Annotated in this window: 16 protein-coding genes; 11 read left to right on the top strand and 5 right to left on the bottom strand. The window is 39.3% G+C overall.

The genetic code is table 11. The features are described 5' to 3' along the window. Positions 1-17: 17 nt before the first annotated feature. The 5 genes from L659_RS0103605 to folX all read left to right on the top strand — a co-directional run bounded on the left by L659_RS0103605 (position 18) and on the right by folX (position 3427). Positions 18-647, top strand: a complete 630-nt coding sequence (locus tag L659_RS0103605) for a YceH family protein (RefSeq protein WP_024589634.1) — start codon at positions 18-20, stop codon at positions 645-647. A 68-nt stretch (positions 648-715) separates the two neighbouring features. After that, positions 716-1546, top strand: coding sequence for an ammonia-dependent NAD(+) synthetase (nadE, locus tag L659_RS0103600; protein ID WP_024589633.1), 831 nt, complete (start codon positions 716-718; stop codon positions 1544-1546). A 223-nt stretch (positions 1547-1769) separates the two neighbouring features. Next, positions 1770-2489, top strand: a complete 720-nt coding sequence (gene folM, locus L659_RS0103595) for a dihydromonapterin reductase (RefSeq protein WP_024589632.1) — start codon at positions 1770-1772, stop codon at positions 2487-2489. 22 nt (positions 2490-2511) lie between these two features. After that, a complete protein-coding gene (folE, locus tag L659_RS0103590; protein ID WP_002962341.1) occupies positions 2512-3066 on the top strand; it encodes a GTP cyclohydrolase I FolE in 555 nt (184 codons plus the stop codon). Positions 3067-3070: 4 nt separating this feature from the next. Further along, entirely contained in the window at positions 3071-3427 is a 357-nt protein-coding gene (gene folX, locus L659_RS0103585) for a dihydroneopterin triphosphate 2'-epimerase (protein ID WP_007377309.1), read from the top strand. A 19-nt stretch (positions 3428-3446) separates the two neighbouring features. Here the strand turns inward: folX and L659_RS0103580 are convergent, their stop codons facing one another. Together L659_RS0103580 and L659_RS0103575 are read right to left on the bottom strand one after the other, a co-directional pair. Beyond that, positions 3447-3881, bottom strand: coding sequence for a YqaA family protein (locus L659_RS0103580; protein WP_024589631.1), 435 nt, complete (start codon positions 3879-3881; stop codon positions 3447-3449). 227 nt (positions 3882-4108) lie between these two features. Then, positions 4109-4474 carry a DUF4870 domain-containing protein gene (locus L659_RS0103575; RefSeq protein ID WP_007580507.1) on the bottom strand — a complete coding sequence of 122 codons (366 nt, stop codon included), beginning with the start codon at positions 4472-4474 and terminating at the stop codon, positions 4109-4111. Positions 4475-4658: 184 nt separating this feature from the next. On the opposite strand from L659_RS0103575, the gene L659_RS0103570 reads away from it, so the two are divergent. The 4 genes from L659_RS0103570 to L659_RS0103555 all read left to right on the top strand — a co-directional run bounded on the left by L659_RS0103570 (position 4659) and on the right by L659_RS0103555 (position 8391). Further along, a complete protein-coding gene (locus L659_RS0103570) occupies positions 4659-5360 on the top strand; it encodes a spondin domain-containing protein (RefSeq protein ID WP_007580506.1) in 702 nt (233 codons plus the stop codon). Between the two features lie 10 nt (positions 5361-5370). Then, a complete protein-coding gene (locus L659_RS0103565; RefSeq protein WP_002962335.1) occupies positions 5371-6105 on the top strand; it encodes a spondin domain-containing protein in 735 nt (244 codons plus the stop codon). A 62-nt stretch (positions 6106-6167) separates the two neighbouring features. Further along, positions 6168-6893, top strand: a complete 726-nt coding sequence (locus L659_RS0103560) for a response regulator transcription factor (RefSeq protein WP_024589630.1) — start codon at positions 6168-6170, stop codon at positions 6891-6893. Positions 6894-6903: 10 nt separating this feature from the next. Next, positions 6904-8391, top strand: coding sequence for a sensor histidine kinase (locus L659_RS0103555; RefSeq protein ID WP_024589629.1), 1488 nt, complete (start codon positions 6904-6906; stop codon positions 8389-8391). 37 nt (positions 8392-8428) lie between these two features. Here the strand turns inward: L659_RS0103555 and L659_RS0103550 are convergent, their stop codons facing one another. Further along, entirely contained in the window at positions 8429-10603 is a 2175-nt protein-coding gene (locus L659_RS0103550; RefSeq protein WP_024589628.1) for a S9 family peptidase, read from the bottom strand. A gap of 191 nt (positions 10604-10794) precedes the next feature. Between L659_RS0103550 and L659_RS0103545 the strand changes: the two genes are divergently transcribed. Next, complete coding sequence (locus L659_RS0103545; RefSeq protein ID WP_024589627.1) at positions 10795-11265, top strand: DUF2721 domain-containing protein; 471 nt, start codon at positions 10795-10797, stop codon at positions 11263-11265. Positions 11266-11339: 74 nt separating this feature from the next. On the opposite strand, the gene L659_RS0103540 is transcribed toward L659_RS0103545, so the two are convergent. Both L659_RS0103540 and L659_RS0103535 read right to left on the bottom strand, forming a co-directional pair. Then, positions 11340-11873, bottom strand: coding sequence for a S8 family serine peptidase (locus L659_RS0103540; RefSeq protein WP_024589626.1), 534 nt, complete (start codon positions 11871-11873; stop codon positions 11340-11342). An 11-nt stretch (positions 11874-11884) separates the two neighbouring features. Beyond that, positions 11885-14218: a S8 family serine peptidase gene (locus L659_RS0103535; protein ID WP_024589625.1), complete on the bottom strand. Its 2334-nt coding sequence runs from the start codon at positions 14216-14218 to the stop codon at positions 11885-11887. Positions 14219-14443: 225 nt separating this feature from the next. Here L659_RS0103535 and L659_RS0103530 point away from each other — a divergent pair, with 225 nt between their 5' ends. Further along, positions 14444-14896 carry a c-type cytochrome gene (locus L659_RS0103530; RefSeq protein ID WP_007580483.1) on the top strand — a complete coding sequence of 151 codons (453 nt, stop codon included), beginning with the start codon at positions 14444-14446 and terminating at the stop codon, positions 14894-14896. Positions 14897-14958 lie beyond the last annotated feature (62 nt).

Below are 14958 nucleotides of genomic sequence, written 5' to 3'. Positions count from 1 at the left end.
CTAATTTGAGATTATTTATGCAGTTATCAGCAAATCAACAACGTATTCTTGGTTGTTTACTAGAAAAACAAAGCACAACGCCAGAACATTATCCGCTATCGTTAAACGCTCTAGTGAACGCATGTAATCAAAAGTCTAATCGCGATCCTGTGTTAAATCTTACAGATAGTGACGTGCAAAACGCACTTGATGAACTAATAGACATGCGTTTGGTAACTATAGATGAAGGGCTTTCTGGTCGCGTAAATAAATACGACCACCGCTTTTGCAACACTGAGTTTAGTAATCTGCAATTTTCTACTCAGCAGCGTGCCATTGTTTGTTTATTACTTTTACGTGGTGCCCAAACCCCAGGTGAATTAAGAACTCGCAGTGCTAGGCTTGCTGATTTTAATAACGTAAATGAAGTAGAAACAGCGCTCAATAAACTGATTGAAAGCGATTACGCCCGTAAATTAGAACGAGAAGCAGGTAAACGCGACAGCCGATACATTCATTTATTTGGCGAACAACAAAATAATCCCGCCGATGCCTTTGTTGCTCTACCAAGTGAAGTAATTAAAGATAAAGAATTAAGTGATTTACTGGCAGAAGTAGAAGAATTAAAAGTAGAGCTTCGCAAAATAAAAGCTCATTTAAAACTTTAATTAATTAAGACTAAATCACATAATAAGTTTATTGCGTATCACATATTAAATTTTATAAGGAGCTGGCAATGCGCGCCGAAATTATGGCTGAAATGAAGGTTCAGCCAACTATTGATGTAAATGCTGAGATAACTCGCCGAGTTAATTTTATTAAAACACGTTTGGTAGCAGCTCATTCACGCTCGTTAGTACTGGGTATTAGCGGTGGTGTTGACTCATCAACCTGCGGCCGCTTATGTCAACTTGCTGTAAACGAGCTAAATAAAGAACACGATACTGACAAGTATCAGTTTATTGCAGTGCGCCTACCTTATGGTGTACAAGCTGACGAAGATGAAGCACAAATGGCGGTTGATTTTATTCAGCCAAGTAAACGTATGACCGTAAACGTACAACCTGCGGCTGATGCATTGCATGAGCAAGCGATAGCTGCTGTAGTTGGCTGTGGTGAAGCACTGCCTGAGCAAGCTCAAATAGATTTTATTAAAGGTAATGTTAAAGCGCGTCAACGTATGGTTGCTCAGTACGAAATTGCAGGTTTTTGCCAAGGCCTAGTAGTGGGTACCGATCATAGTGCTGAAAACATTACTGGTTTTTATACTAAATTTGGTGACGGCGCGTGCGATTTAGCCCCTCTGTTTGGTTTATCAAAACGCCAAGTTCGTGCACTTGCTACTGCACTAGGTGCCCCAGCTTTATTGGTAGATAAAGCACCTACAGCTGATTTAGAAAGCGACCGCCCAGGCTTAACAGATGAAGAAGCACTTGGTTTGAGCTATGAGCAAATTGATGACTTTTTAGAAGGTAAACCTGTGTCTAATGATGTTGAACAAAAGCTTGTAAGTATTTACACGCGTACACAACATAAGCGTCAACCAATTCCGACAATCTACGATTAATGTTTAGTAGCTAAAATAAAGCAATTAATGCCTTTGAGGATTAATTGCTTTTTTGATCGACAGATTAAGAAGCTGCGTATATTTTAATGAATTAACGCTTTGAATTTTATAATACCAATTGCGTTAAGTTAGTGAGCTATTATAGCCCTATGAAAAAGCGATAGAACGATGATATTTTTAATAATATTGGTATAACTACCCGCCAAAGAGAACACTGCCTTATATGACATCGCCCATTTTAATTACCGGCGCAGGCCAACGTATTGGTTTAGCACTCGCTCAGCATTATATAGCCCAAGGGCTGAGTATTATTATCACGTATCGTACTCGTCACGCCGCTGTTGATAAATTAGAGCAACAAGGCGCTGTATGCATTTATGCCGATTTTAGTACCGATGACGGTATAAGTGCATTTATAAATAAGCTTAAAGAGCATACAACATCGCTGCGCGCTGTTGTTCACAATGCATCAAGCTGGGACTGCGAAGCTAACAATCCTGACTTTGCAGTACTGTTCGATAATATGATGCGTATACACGCCAAAACACCGTATTTAATTAATTTAATGTGCGCTGAGCTGCTTATAAACTATCAGCAAAGTGAAAAAGTACCTGCTGATATAATTCACCTTACTGATTATGTAGTTGAAACAGGCAGCCCTAAACACTTAGCTTATGCAGCAAGTAAAGCAGCTCTCGATAACTTAACTAAATCGTTTAGCGCTAAATATGCGCCAAACATAAAAGTGAACTCGGTTGCTCCATCACTCATTATTTTTAATGAACATGACGATGAGCAATATCGAGCTAAGACCCTTAAAAAATCATTAATGGGCATTGAACCCGGATGCCAAGAAATTATCAATAGCATTGATTTACTATTACAAAGCCACTACATCACAGGGCGCTCTTTGCCTGTTGATGGCGGCCGTCATTTAAAGTAAATATAAATAAACTGAGATATTTATGCACAATGAATTAAAAGAAAGTTACGAAAAAATCATCACCGCAGTAGGCGAAGATGCTAACCGCGAAGGCTTACTTGATACGCCAAAACGTGCTGCAAAAGCAATGGAATATTTAACGCAAGGGTATCGTCAAACGCTTGATGAAATAACTAATAAAGCGGTATTTACATCTGACGCTGACGACATGGTGTTAGTGCAAGACATAGAGCTTTACTCTATGTGTGAGCATCATTTACTACCTTTTATTGGCCGTTGCCATATTGCTTATATTCCAAACGGTAAAGTATTGGGCTTGTCTAAATTTGCACGTATTGTTGATATGTTTTCACGCCGTTTTCAAATTCAAGAACAGCTAACGCATCAAATCGCTAAAGCAGTTGAAGAAGTGACTGGCGCTAAAGGTGTGGGCGTTATTGTTGAAGCAAAACACATGTGTATGATGATGCGCGGTGTAGAAAAGCAAAATTCAAGCATGCGTACATCAGTAATGTTAGGTAACTTTAGAAGCGATCCTAAAACACGTAACGAATTTTTGCAGCTTATAAAAGGTTAACCCTATGGCTAATGCAATTATTAACGTTACTAATTTGCGCCTGCGTACGTTTATTGGCTTTAACCCCGATGAGCGTGAAAAAAAGCAAGATGTAGTGATCAACCTAGAGATTCACTACCCTGCTGATGACGCGTGTAAAACGGATGAAGTTGACCAAGCACTTAATTATAAAGTGATCACCAAAGAAGTAATTAGCTTAGTAGAGCAAGGCCACTTTTTACTGCTCGAAAAATTAGTGGCTGAAATTCTTGCGGTTTGTCACTCACACCCAAGTGTTCATTACGCTAAAGCACGTGTTGATAAACCGCATGCACTGCGTTTTGCCGACTCAGTGTCGTTAACGCTTGATTGGGCTAAATAAGGCCTTAAAAAAAACTTATTTAAAAAAGCTTTTCGAATCCTACGGCAAGGGCGATAACCGCTAAATAGCGCGCGCCTTTGCCTAGTGTTACTAACAGTAAAAAGGTGTTAAATCGCACTTTAAATATGCCTCCAATCACCGTTAATGGGTCTCCCACAACCGGTAACCAAGCAAATAACAAACTATATACACCATATTTATTAAATTGCTTTTGTGCGCTATCAAGCCCTTTTTGCGATACAGGAAACCATTTTTTATCTTTAAAACGCAGTACCTGCGTGCCTAACCAGTAATTAACGCAGCTTCCCAATACATTTCCAAGTGTTGCTACGCACCACATAAGCCATAAATTAACTTTACCTTGGGCAATCATCCCCACCATTATCACCTCAGAAGAGCTGGGCAGTAATGTGGCAGATATAAATGCGCTAATAAATAACGTGAGATAAAGCATAATGCCCTTATGGCTAAACGTAAAAACCCAGCCTATAGCTGGGTTTATAATACCAATTTTATTAAAAACATGATCATTCTAGCGTATTAAATAATTCACTAACTACGTTAAAAATTATTTATATAGAACAACTATGTATCATAATTTTAGCCTTGTTATTGAGCTATTTTCTTATCGCTATAATAGATCACTAATTTAATGCAATTGGTATAAAAATAACTGAGGTTTTATTTTATCAAATTTAAACTAAACGGGTAATTAAACTCTTTACCTTCGTTAGCTTTAATACTCGCCATTACAACCATTACAAACCCAAAAATTGCCACTATAGGTAGTAATATTAAGCCTACTGCTACAAACATCAGTAAAAAACAAACTACATATGCAATTGCCATCGTTATTTGAAAGTTAAGCGCCTTTTTACCGTGCACGTCAACAACTGGCATCTCATCTCTTTTAATTAACCACACAATTAATGGCCCAATTATTGAGCCAAACGGCACAATAAATCCGGCAAGCGCACTCAAATGGCATAACATAGCCCACATACGGTCATCTTTATTAACTGGTTCAACCTGTTGATTTTCTTCCATAACACTCTCCTTTTTGTTTTATGTATGTTGCCTCTTAACTAAACAAATGTCTACAAATCAACCAACGTATTTGTATTTAAAAATCACAGCGTAAAATCTTGTGATAAAAAAGTGATAAGTTTGTGAGAGTTTCTGGAGACGATTATTCAATACTTAACTCGAATCATCACTTACAGGAATAATAATGAAAACTTCTACATTAACAATTGCAATTCTTTTAGCGGCAGCTAGCCAATCGACTATGGCCGCAGAATTAGACCTAAAAGTTACTAACCTAACCAAGGGTATTCACTTCACTCCACTGTTAATTACAGCACACAACAGCGAAGACACACTATTTGAAGTAGCAACGCAAGCATCTACAGCATTACAAACAATGGCTGAAGGCGGCAATATTGCAGAGCTAGTTGCACAAGCAACTGCAGCGGGCAGTGATATGGCTGCAAATCCAGCTGAAGGCTTACTTGCACCAGCCGCATCTACAACGGCAACACTTACCACTACCGACGGTAACGAGTACCTATCTTTAACTGCAATGATGCTACCAACTAATGATGGCTTTGTAGGCTTAAACAGCTGGAAAATCCCAACAGAAGCGGGTACTTACACAATTAATTTAAATGCTTACGATGCAGGCACAGAACAAAACAATGAGCTTGTAGTTGAAGGCTCTGGCGCTCCAGGTACTCCGGGTATTCCTGCGGCTCCAGGTGGCGACGCTGGCACTGGCGGTACAGGTATATTAAGTGGTGATACAAATACAAGCATCCATATTCACCCAGGTAGCTTAGGTGATGACGATTTAGAAGCGGGAAATAGCGATTTAAGTAATACAGTACACAGATGGTTAAACCCAGTAGCGCAATTAACCGTTACAGTTAAGTAGGAGCATGATTATGTCATCTGCTAACAACCTTAAAAAAAGTCTACTAGTGCTTGCACTTGCAACCACACTTGCAGCGTGTAGCGATAATGATAACGACCCAGTGGTTGAAGAGCCGGTCGTTGTTGAGCCAATTGTTGTAGAACCTGTGATCAGTGAGTTTACTATTACTTTTAGTAACTTAACTGCAGGACAGCCTTTGTCACCACTCTCTGTCATTGCTTTTGAAGATGAAGCACCTTGGTCATTCGGTACCACAGCTTCTGTTGGTTTAGAAATGCTTGCAGAAAGCGGTGCAAATGAAGAATACCTCAGCTACGAAAGTGCACTTGCTGCAGTTTCAGCTGAAGGCGCTATTGGCCCTGGTGAAACCACCACAGTAATCATTACTGTTGAAGAGCAAGAAACGCTTAATTTGTCATTTGCTGCCATGCTTGGGAATACAAATGATGCTTTTACCGGTCTTAGTTCTTTAGATGTATCAACATTAGAAGTTGGCGGTTCGTTATCACGCACTACGACTGCTTATGATGCGGGTACGGAAGCAAATACAGAAACAGCTGAAACTGTGCCAGGTCCTGCCGCTAGCGGTGAAGGGTTTAACGAAATACGTGACGATACAGCCGATATAATAACAATGCATCCGGGCATTGTTTCAAATCAAGATGGATTATCTACATCAGCACTTGGTGTTGAACATAAGTTTGATAACCCAGTATCGAAAATAGTAATTACGCGCACGCAGTAACGTTCCAGCTTGTAATGGGGAAGTAAGGGAGCACGGATGCCCCCCTTTTTACGAGGTAATACATGCGTCACGAAAAAATATTAGTAGTAGAAGATGACAGAGAAATAGGTAAGTTAATTACCACGCAGCTAACGTCGCTTAACTTACATGTTGATCATGTTGTAAGCGCAGAACTTGCCTTAAAAAAAATAGCTAAGCATCCCTACGGACTTATTTTACTCGATATAAACTTACCCCAAATGGATGGTTTGAGCTTATGCCGAAAAATAAAAGAGCATTACCCAACTACCTCCGTAATTTTACTCACCGCGCTTAGTAGCGATATGGACAGAGTTATTGGCCTTGAAATGGGCGCCGATGATTATATTTGTAAACCCTTTTTTGCACGCGAATTACAAGCCAGAGTAAAAACCCAATTACGCCACAGAGCACAGCTACTCGCTAGCCAAAATAACGACAACTCCCCCGTTGATAGCGAACAAACACTAAATGTAGGCTCACTCAATATAGAATTTAGCTCGCACCAAGTGTATTTAGGCAAGCAAGTCCTTAACCTTACCGCCACCGAATTTGATTTACTCGTTTACTTTGCACGCCATCCTAATCATGTTTTTAGTCGTCAACAATTACTCGATAAAGTATGGGGTTACCAACACAGTGGTTACGAGCACACGGTTAATTCACATATAAACCGCTTACGTGCCAAGCTAGAAGAACACCAACAAGCGCCTATCATCGAAACAGTTTGGGGTGTTGGTTACAAACTAAACCCTAGCCAACTCAATTAAGACACCTATTATGAAATTATCTTTGTATCAAAAATTAGCTATATCGCTAGTCGTGATTTTTTGTTTTATTTGCGCCCTAGTTTACGGCTGGAGCAAGCAATTAGAACTGACTTCAAAACACCACGCCGAACAAAATCTGCACTTAGCGTTAGCGGAGCATTTAGTACAAGATAATCCATTAATAAAAGAAGGTGTTTACGACTACAAAGCGCTTGAAAATCTTTTTCATACCTTAATGTTATTAGGCCCGGCGTTTGAATTTTATTTTGTAGACGAAACCGGAAAAATTCTTACTTACTCAGCAAAGCCGGGGAAAGTTAAACGCACGCATATTAGTTTAACGCCTTTAAAAAGGCTGATTAACGACCCAAGCGCTGCACCTATTTATGGTGACAATCCTCGTAATAAAGAGCAACAAAAAATATTTTCAGCCGCGCCAGTATTTAATCAAGATAAGCTACAAGGTTATTTATATGTAATTATTGGTGGTGAGGCTTACGATACCTCACTAAGCACTGTAAAAAATAATGATAAGTTATGGCTAGCTGCTTTATGGCTTGGCTCTGCACTCGCATTTTTATTTATTGCGATGCTAATTTTACTACGTTTTTTTACCAACCCAATTCAGCGCTTAGCACGCGATGTTAGTAATATTGAAGCCGCTAACTACAGCCTTACCGACACCAAGCTAAGTAACTATTCAACGCAAAAAAGTAACGAAGTGCATAGTTTAGGGCGAAGTATTCAAGCCATGTTAACGCGTATTAATGAGCAGCTTAAAGCGCTTGAACAAGGCGATAAACAACGCAAAGAGTTGCTGACCCATCTATCGCACGACCTACGTACACCACTTGCTTCACTGCAGGGGTTTTTAGAAGTATTAAATCAGTCAGGCGAGCAGCTAAGTAAAAAAGAGCAGCAAGAATACTTGCAGGTATCGCTTAATAATTGCGGGCAATTAAAGCTACTCATAGAGCAAATATTTGAGCTTGCTCACTTAGAAAATGGCGAAATAAACATAAATAAAGAAACCTTTAATTTAGGTGAACTCATTTACGATTGCATGGCAAAATTTAGTTTAGCCGTTGACAAAAAAGGCATTAGTTTGTCGGTAGAACCTGCGATTTGTGATTTTCCTGTGGTTGCCGATATAGCTAAATTAGAGCGCGTGTTAAGTAACTTAATTGATAATGCAATTAGGCATACCCCTCGTGGCGGCAGCATTGCAGTACATGTAAAACGCAGTGACGATAATCAACTATTTGTGCATGTATCAGACACGGGCGTAGGCATAAAAGAAGATGAGCTGAATGCTATTTTTGATCCGCACTACCAAGCAAGTAATTCTAATAAAGAAGGGCGCCAGCAAGGTGGTTTAGGATTGGCTATTTGCAGAGGGTTATTAAAACTGATGGATAGCGAAATTTACGTACAAAGTGAAATTGGTAAAGGCACTATGTTTAGCTTTAACTTGCCACAAAATAAGGTGCTTTCTTAAAAAGCACCTTATTGAGTTAAATCTATTTAAATATTAATTACTTTTTAATACCCGCTAAATCAAGCATAAATGCATAGTTTAGCGCGGTATCTTCTAAGCGTTTAAAGCGACCCGATGCACCACCGTGCCCTGCTTCCATATCTATTTTAAACAATAACTTATTGTCATCAGTTTTATAGTCACGCAGCTTAGCAACCCATTTTGCAGGCTCAAAGTATTGAACTTGTGAATCGTGCAAGCCAGTCGTTACTAACATATTAGGATATGCTTGCTTAGATACTTGGTCGTATGGCGAGTAAGACAGCATGTAATCGTAATACGCTTTTTCGTTCGGATTACCCCATTCGCCGTATTCATTTGTTGTAAGCGGAATACTCGCATCAAGCATCGTTGTCACTACATCTACAAACGGTACCGCAGCAACCATGCCTTTATAAAGCTCAGGCGCTTGGTTTGCTACTGCGCCCATTAATAAGCCACCAGCACTGCCACCTAACGCAAATATTTCATCTTTTGCGCCATACTTTTGAGAAACCAGTGCTTTAGTTACGTCAACAAAGTCGTTAAATGTATTCTTTTTAGTTAGTAGCTTGCCGTCTTCGTACCAAGGACGACCTAGCATTTGCGATCCACGTACATGGGCAATTGCAAATACAAAGCCACGGTCTAACAAGCTCAAACGTGAGCTTGAGAACGTTGGATCCATGGTAGCGCCATAAGAACCGTAACCATATTGCAGTAGCGGGTTAGTGCCATCTTTTTTAAACGCATCTTTACGGTAAACTAAGCTTACCGGTACTTTTATGCCATCACGTGCTGTTACAAAAATACGCTCTGACGCGTAATTGTCAGCATCAAAATCACCTAACACAACCTGTTGCTTAAGAAGCGTTTTATCGCCAGTCGCTAAATCTACATCGTACGATGAGCTTGGAGTGGTCATGCTTGTGTAGTAAACACGTAACGTGCTGCTATCTATATCGTTATTGCCATAAGTACCAATTGTATAAGCGCTATCGTTAAAGCTCAGTGGTAACTCTTTACCTGTTTTTAAATTACGCGCAATCAACTTTGATTGGCCCATTTCACGTTTTTGGTAAACTAAGTAGTTATTAAATAAATCAATGCCTTCGAGTTTAATATCATCGCGCGCAGGGATCACACTTTGCCAATTAGCCTTGTCGCCTGCTTTATCAATATCAACTTTCATCAGCTGAAAATTTACAGCATCTAAGTTAGTTACAATGTAGTAAGTATTCCCTAGCTTCGAAATATCATATTCAAGCCCTGCTTCGCGCTCAATTAAGCGTTTAGGCATTGCCTTAGTATCATCAGCACTTAATACCGATACGCCTGATGCAGCCGTGCTACTGTGCCAAATATAAATCTCTGACTCATCTTTGCTTTTACTCATACCCATGTAGTAACTGGTATCAGTTTCTTCGTAAATTAGCTCATCATCAGCTTGCGATGTACCTAATGTATGACGATACACTTGGTAACCTAGTAGAGTTTGTAAATCTTTTTTAATGTAGTAAACCGTTTTATTATCGTTTGCCCACACAATGCCACCGTTGGTGCCTTCAAGTGTGTCTTCGAGTAATTTACCGGTAGTTAAATCTTTTATTTTTACGCTATAAATACGACGGCTAACAGTATCTTCGCCATAAGCCATTAAATTGCCATTAGGGCTTACATCTAAACCACTTACTGCATAATAATCATGGCCTTTAGCAAGCTCATTTACATCTAAAATAACTTGCTGATCGGTACCTGCAAAATCGCTGCTGCGTAAGTAAGTAGTGTACTCGTTATCGCCACGTGTTTGTGTTGAGTAAAAATAATCACCGTTTTTAACTGGGACTGAATCATCGTCTTTTTGAATACGCCCTTTTAGCTCTTCAAACAACTCACTTTGCAGCGTTTTAGTATGTGCGAGCATTGCATCAGTGTATGTATTTTCAGCTTCTAAATAGTTAATTACCTCTGGTGCTTTACGTTCATCATCACGCAGCCAATAGTAATCATCTATACGTGTGTCACCATGAATAGTCATTTCATGTGGCACTTTTTTAGCAACCGGGGCAACAGCTTGGACTACTTGAACCGTTTTAACTTGTGTATTACTTTTTTTGGTTTCTTCAGGGGCTTGATTACAGCCACTTAAAATAGCGAGTGATAGTGCTGCGAGTGCGAATGGGGTACGTTTCATCAGTCAAAGTCCTTGTTGTATTTTTATTTTTTATTAAGTAATTAAATATACCTAAAAATAACCTGTGTTGTGATTTAGTTTGTGAAGCTATGTAAAGTAAATCAACGTAATTCCTCTTTTCTTAATAAGCCTACATCAGGTACTCTGTAGATATATAAATCACTTTTAGGCTCAACTGATTAAGGGTAGTAATGAATAGCGAAGTAATTAACATTTTAACTATGGCAAAAGTAATTCAAACGGCCGTTGCTCCCGTATTTTTAATCACAGGTATAGCAGCAACTTTAGGTGTTTTATCTAATCGCTTAGCACGAATTACCGACAGAGCGCGCTTATTGGAGAGAAGATTAAAAGTAAATACAGATGATGATTTTAATAAGTCGCTAGCAACAGAACTCCGCGCTTTATTAAAAAGATCTCGATGTATACATATTGCTTTTAGTTTAAGTGTATTAAGTGCCTTACTTGTATGTGCTGTGGTTATGTTTTTATTCTTGTCGCACATTCAATCAATTAACTTAAGCGTGACCATTGCTTGTTGTTTTGTAGCAGCAATGGCATTACTTATATGTGCATTTATGTCGTTATTAGGCGAAGTATTTTTAGCAACGCGCAGCATGCGTCGCGGGATGATATTTGCAGATATTGATATAAACGATTAATTTTTTATAAAAAAACCCCGAGCAACTAATGTTGCTCGGGGTTTTTATTAAATAAGCTTATTTAATAAAATAACTTATTGTGCAGTATAAATCGTCTCTAGCACTTCAATTCTAGCTTCTTTAGCATAACCTGAAGCATTTAACTGCTCTGCTGCAACTAAAATATCTTGTCCATCATTCACTGCTAAAACGGCAATCTTAGTACCAGGAAATACAGACACCACTTTTAATCCAGCCGCTGCAGCAATGTCGCTAGCAGTAATACCATCTTTTAAAAGTACCGTAATATTACCTGATAAAGAACTTAAGTTATTAGTAAGAATATTACGAACTAATGACCCTTTAGTTACTACATCAGATGTACTTGCAACATTAACAACCGCCATGTCGCCTTTATGCATAACTACATGCTCATCGGCAGCAACACTTGATGGCACTAAGCGTAAATTTTTCTCTACTTTATAAGAACCAAAATCAGCTTTAGTATACTTTAAGCTAGATGCTTGCTTCTTTGGTAGTTGGAGCTCTTTATCAAAGCTTGTGTTTGCCGTAGCGCTTAAAGAAATACACGCAGCAGCACTTAATACGATTAATTTATTAACTTTCATTTTCATAATCCTTACTCTTGACCTGCGTGACCGAATGCGCGTAAAGACACACCCTCTAAAACACTTGCTGAACTATTATTGCTAATACCTACTACACCTAAACCATTGTCATCACCTTTACTAAGTGCATAGCTATCTGCGCTCGTATCTAGTAAACGAACTGTCCAAGTGCCTTTAGTCGACTCACCATAAAACGCATTTGAAAGCATTACTGCATCTTTTAGTATATAGCCAACACTCCAACTGCTAGTGAAACTATATGCTGGGTAGAATAAAGCTTGCTTAGATGACAGTAATACACTTCTTGTACCCGCTGGCGATGTAACTTCTATGGCTAAATCTGTTCCGGCTGAAGTTTGTGTACCATCGCTTAAGCCAAAGCCCATTTCAGCATTACTTACATCAAACTTAAACTGCATTGCTTCAATGCTTAGCTCTTCAGTCACTTCAATTTCTTGTGTAAGACCCGTTGCATTGTTATCTGGAATTTCTAGTGCAAGTGCGTCTTCAGCAATTACTGAACCAACACCGCTCCACTGAGTAATAACTTGTTCACCTAAAGCAACATCGTAAGCCTTTGCCATAGAAACCGCAGCTCCAGCATCAGCACGACCAAAACCATATAAGTTATTGAAGTTATAACCGGCAGAGTTTTCAATCCAACCGTCGTGAGCAACAAATTCGCCTTCACCAACTGTTAATTTAACAGCAGCATTATCTGCATCAATTAAAGTGCTAGTTGATGCAAGGATATGACGAACGTCACGCCATGTTAAATCTGGATTAGCCGAAAGAATTAACGATACCACACCCGATGCATTTGGCGCAGCAGATGATGTACCATTAAACGTTGAAGTATAGTTACAGCTTGCATTGTCTGCATGGCCTGGGTAGTTAAATGGATATTGACTTGCAGCAAACTCTTCACCATAAGCAGCAGCCCATGCTGCAATAGAACCACCATTGAAACCTGAATAACCATTAATACAAGTCATTTGATCTGTTGTTACCATTGCAGGTGCAAAACGACCATACTCACCCGCTGGAGCCGACACCATTACGTTAGAACCCGCTGTAGAATAGCTAGTATGTTTACCATTAGCATTTACTGCAGCAACACTTAAATAATAAGGGTGGCCTTGGCTTGGCTCAAAAGCGCCATTATAACAAGTTAAACCTAAGTCATTTGCACCATTGTCAGCACATAAAGAACCTTCATCGCCACCGTCTTCAAATGAGTTACCGCTAGATTTCATATTTAGCGCACCTTTACCGTCACGAAGGTTAAGGTTAGGGTAAGACTCAATTGCCTCATCTAGCTCTGAATAACCGATAAACGTAGGGAACGTAATACCGTAACTACGGTTAAAGGCTGAAATATTTTCAGACGTACTAATACCACTACCAGGGAAGCCATGAGCAAGTAAATCAGTTTGTGCTACTTTATCTCCACCAAGGTAGTTCATACCGATTAAGCCTGCATCAGGTGCAACACCACGGCCGCCTTTGCCATTCCAACCTTTTGCTGCAATTAAGCCGGCAACACTTGTTCCGTGGTCACCACTGTTTGATGTACTTGTAGGGTCTGTACGATCTAGCGCTTCAGCGTTAAGGTTTAAAGAACGATTTGGTAATACGTTATCTACTAAATCTTCGTGGCGAATTTCCATGCCCGAGTCAACAACAACAGCAGTTACACCAGCTCCTGTAACGCCTTGAGCATAAGCGGCTGTTACATTCATATCTTCACCAGCAACCAAACCTGTAGCTTCTGCATTAGCAAAACTAGCATCAACACTTGCTTGCGCTTCTTCTTCTGTATCGCCAAATAGATTTACATATAAATTAACTAAGCCCTGCTTCATTTCATCGCTTAATGAGTATGCTTTTTGGCCTATATTATTTAGGTGCCATTGTTGATTTGCTAATGGGTCACCAACAACTCCTGAAATGTTTATTTGCGCAGAAGCCGTTTTACCATTTGCGTTTACAGTGTAATCAATAACTGCATCATCATCCGTCATTGGAACATAAGTAAATGATGTTCCCTCTACAGTTAGAGTACCGTGACTAAATGTGAATACGCCATCTTCTGCAATCACTTCTTCACCGTTTTCAGTGAAGCTAAATGTAAGTGCATCGCCATCGTTATCGCTGGCTTTAAATTCTGCAGTAACAGGGATCCATTGTTTTAAGTCTACAACAACTACATCGCTCGCTTTAGGAGCTACGTCAGTAACTAATGGTACGCTACTTTTATTATCGTCATCACTACTTCCACAACCAGAAAGTGATACCACTATTGCAGCAGACAATGCTGACATTTTAAAAATATTATTTTTCATAAACTCTCTTTGTTAGTTATTTTTATGATGGGGGGGAAGTTACACAACAGGAATCAAAATAACAACGAGGTGTTTACAGTCATTAACAATAAAGACAATAGATGTAACGATAGGGTAATCGTTGTATGCTTAGTTAAAGAAACAATTATTAAGCACATATATTAACTTGAACATTCAAAGAAGCTAATATAGAACAGGATTAACAATTACTTTAAAGGGGCAAACATGAAATTAAAAAAAGTATTAGCAACAATAGCACTGGCAACGTGTGCATTTAGCGTATCGGCAAATTCTGCATTTAAAGAACCAAGTGACGCGATTGAATACCGCCAAGCTGCGTTTTCAATGATTTCAGTGCAAATTGGTGACATGGGCGCAATGCTAAAAGGTAAAGTACCTTTTGACGCAGAGCAATTTAAAATGCGTGCTAACAACGCTGCTGCACTTTCAAAAATGCCATGGGAAGCTTTTTACGAAGGAACAGATAAGGGCGACACAGCTGCACTTGCTGCTGTTTGGGCCGAAAATGCAACCTTTGTTGAAAAAGCGAATGCTTTTGCAGCAAATGCAGATAAGCTAGCGTTAGCTGCTCAATCGGGCGATAAAGCCGTAATTGGTAAAGCTTTTGGCGCATGGGCTAAAGGCTGTAAAGATTGCCATAAGCAATTTAAAGATTAATTATTGTTGTAGCCAGTTTAACAACAATAAATAGATAATAAAAATGCACTGAGCGTTAATAA

Source organism: Pseudoalteromonas sp. S8-8 (assembly GCF_000497875.1).
Lineage (GTDB): Bacteria > Pseudomonadota > Gammaproteobacteria > Enterobacterales > Alteromonadaceae > Pseudoalteromonas > Pseudoalteromonas arctica.
This window is presented reverse-complemented; position numbering and strand designations above follow the sequence as displayed.

What these genes read in the sequence shown, in the direction of transcription:
- L659_RS0103560 (WP_024589630.1), top strand. Translation starts at nt 6,168, where the DNA reads ATGCGTCACGAAAAAATATTAGTAGTAGAAGATGACAGAGAAATAGGT.
- L659_RS0103580 (WP_024589631.1), bottom strand. Translation starts at nt 3,881, where the DNA reads ATGCTTTATCTCACGTTATTTATTAGCGCATTTATATCTGCCACATTA.
- L659_RS0103565 (WP_002962335.1), top strand. Translation starts at nt 5,371, where the DNA reads ATGTCATCTGCTAACAACCTTAAAAAAAGTCTACTAGTGCTTGCACTT.
- L659_RS0103555 (WP_024589629.1), top strand. Translation starts at nt 6,904, where the DNA reads ATGAAATTATCTTTGTATCAAAAATTAGCTATATCGCTAGTCGTGATT.
- L659_RS0103550 (WP_024589628.1), bottom strand. Translation starts at nt 10,603, where the DNA reads ATGAAACGTACCCCATTCGCACTCGCAGCACTATCACTCGCTATTTTA.
- folX (WP_007377309.1), top strand. Translation starts at nt 3,071, where the DNA reads ATGGCTAATGCAATTATTAACGTTACTAATTTGCGCCTGCGTACGTTT.
- nadE (WP_024589633.1), top strand. Translation starts at nt 716, where the DNA reads ATGCGCGCCGAAATTATGGCTGAAATGAAGGTTCAGCCAACTATTGAT.
- L659_RS0103540 (WP_024589626.1), bottom strand. Translation starts at nt 11,873, where the DNA reads ATGAAAGTTAATAAATTAATCGTATTAAGTGCTGCTGCGTGTATTTCT.
- L659_RS0103570 (WP_007580506.1), top strand. Translation starts at nt 4,659, where the DNA reads ATGAAAACTTCTACATTAACAATTGCAATTCTTTTAGCGGCAGCTAGC.
- L659_RS0103575 (WP_007580507.1), bottom strand. Translation starts at nt 4,474, where the DNA reads ATGGAAGAAAATCAACAGGTTGAACCAGTTAATAAAGATGACCGTATG.
- L659_RS0103530 (WP_007580483.1), top strand. Translation starts at nt 14,444, where the DNA reads ATGAAATTAAAAAAAGTATTAGCAACAATAGCACTGGCAACGTGTGCA.
- folM (WP_024589632.1), top strand. Translation starts at nt 1,770, where the DNA reads ATGACATCGCCCATTTTAATTACCGGCGCAGGCCAACGTATTGGTTTA.
- folE (WP_002962341.1), top strand. Translation starts at nt 2,512, where the DNA reads ATGCACAATGAATTAAAAGAAAGTTACGAAAAAATCATCACCGCAGTA.
- L659_RS0103535 (WP_024589625.1), bottom strand. Translation starts at nt 14,218, where the DNA reads ATGAAAAATAATATTTTTAAAATGTCAGCATTGTCTGCTGCAATAGTG.
- L659_RS0103545 (WP_024589627.1), top strand. Translation starts at nt 10,795, where the DNA reads ATGAATAGCGAAGTAATTAACATTTTAACTATGGCAAAAGTAATTCAA.
- L659_RS0103605 (WP_024589634.1), top strand. Translation starts at nt 18, where the DNA reads ATGCAGTTATCAGCAAATCAACAACGTATTCTTGGTTGTTTACTAGAA.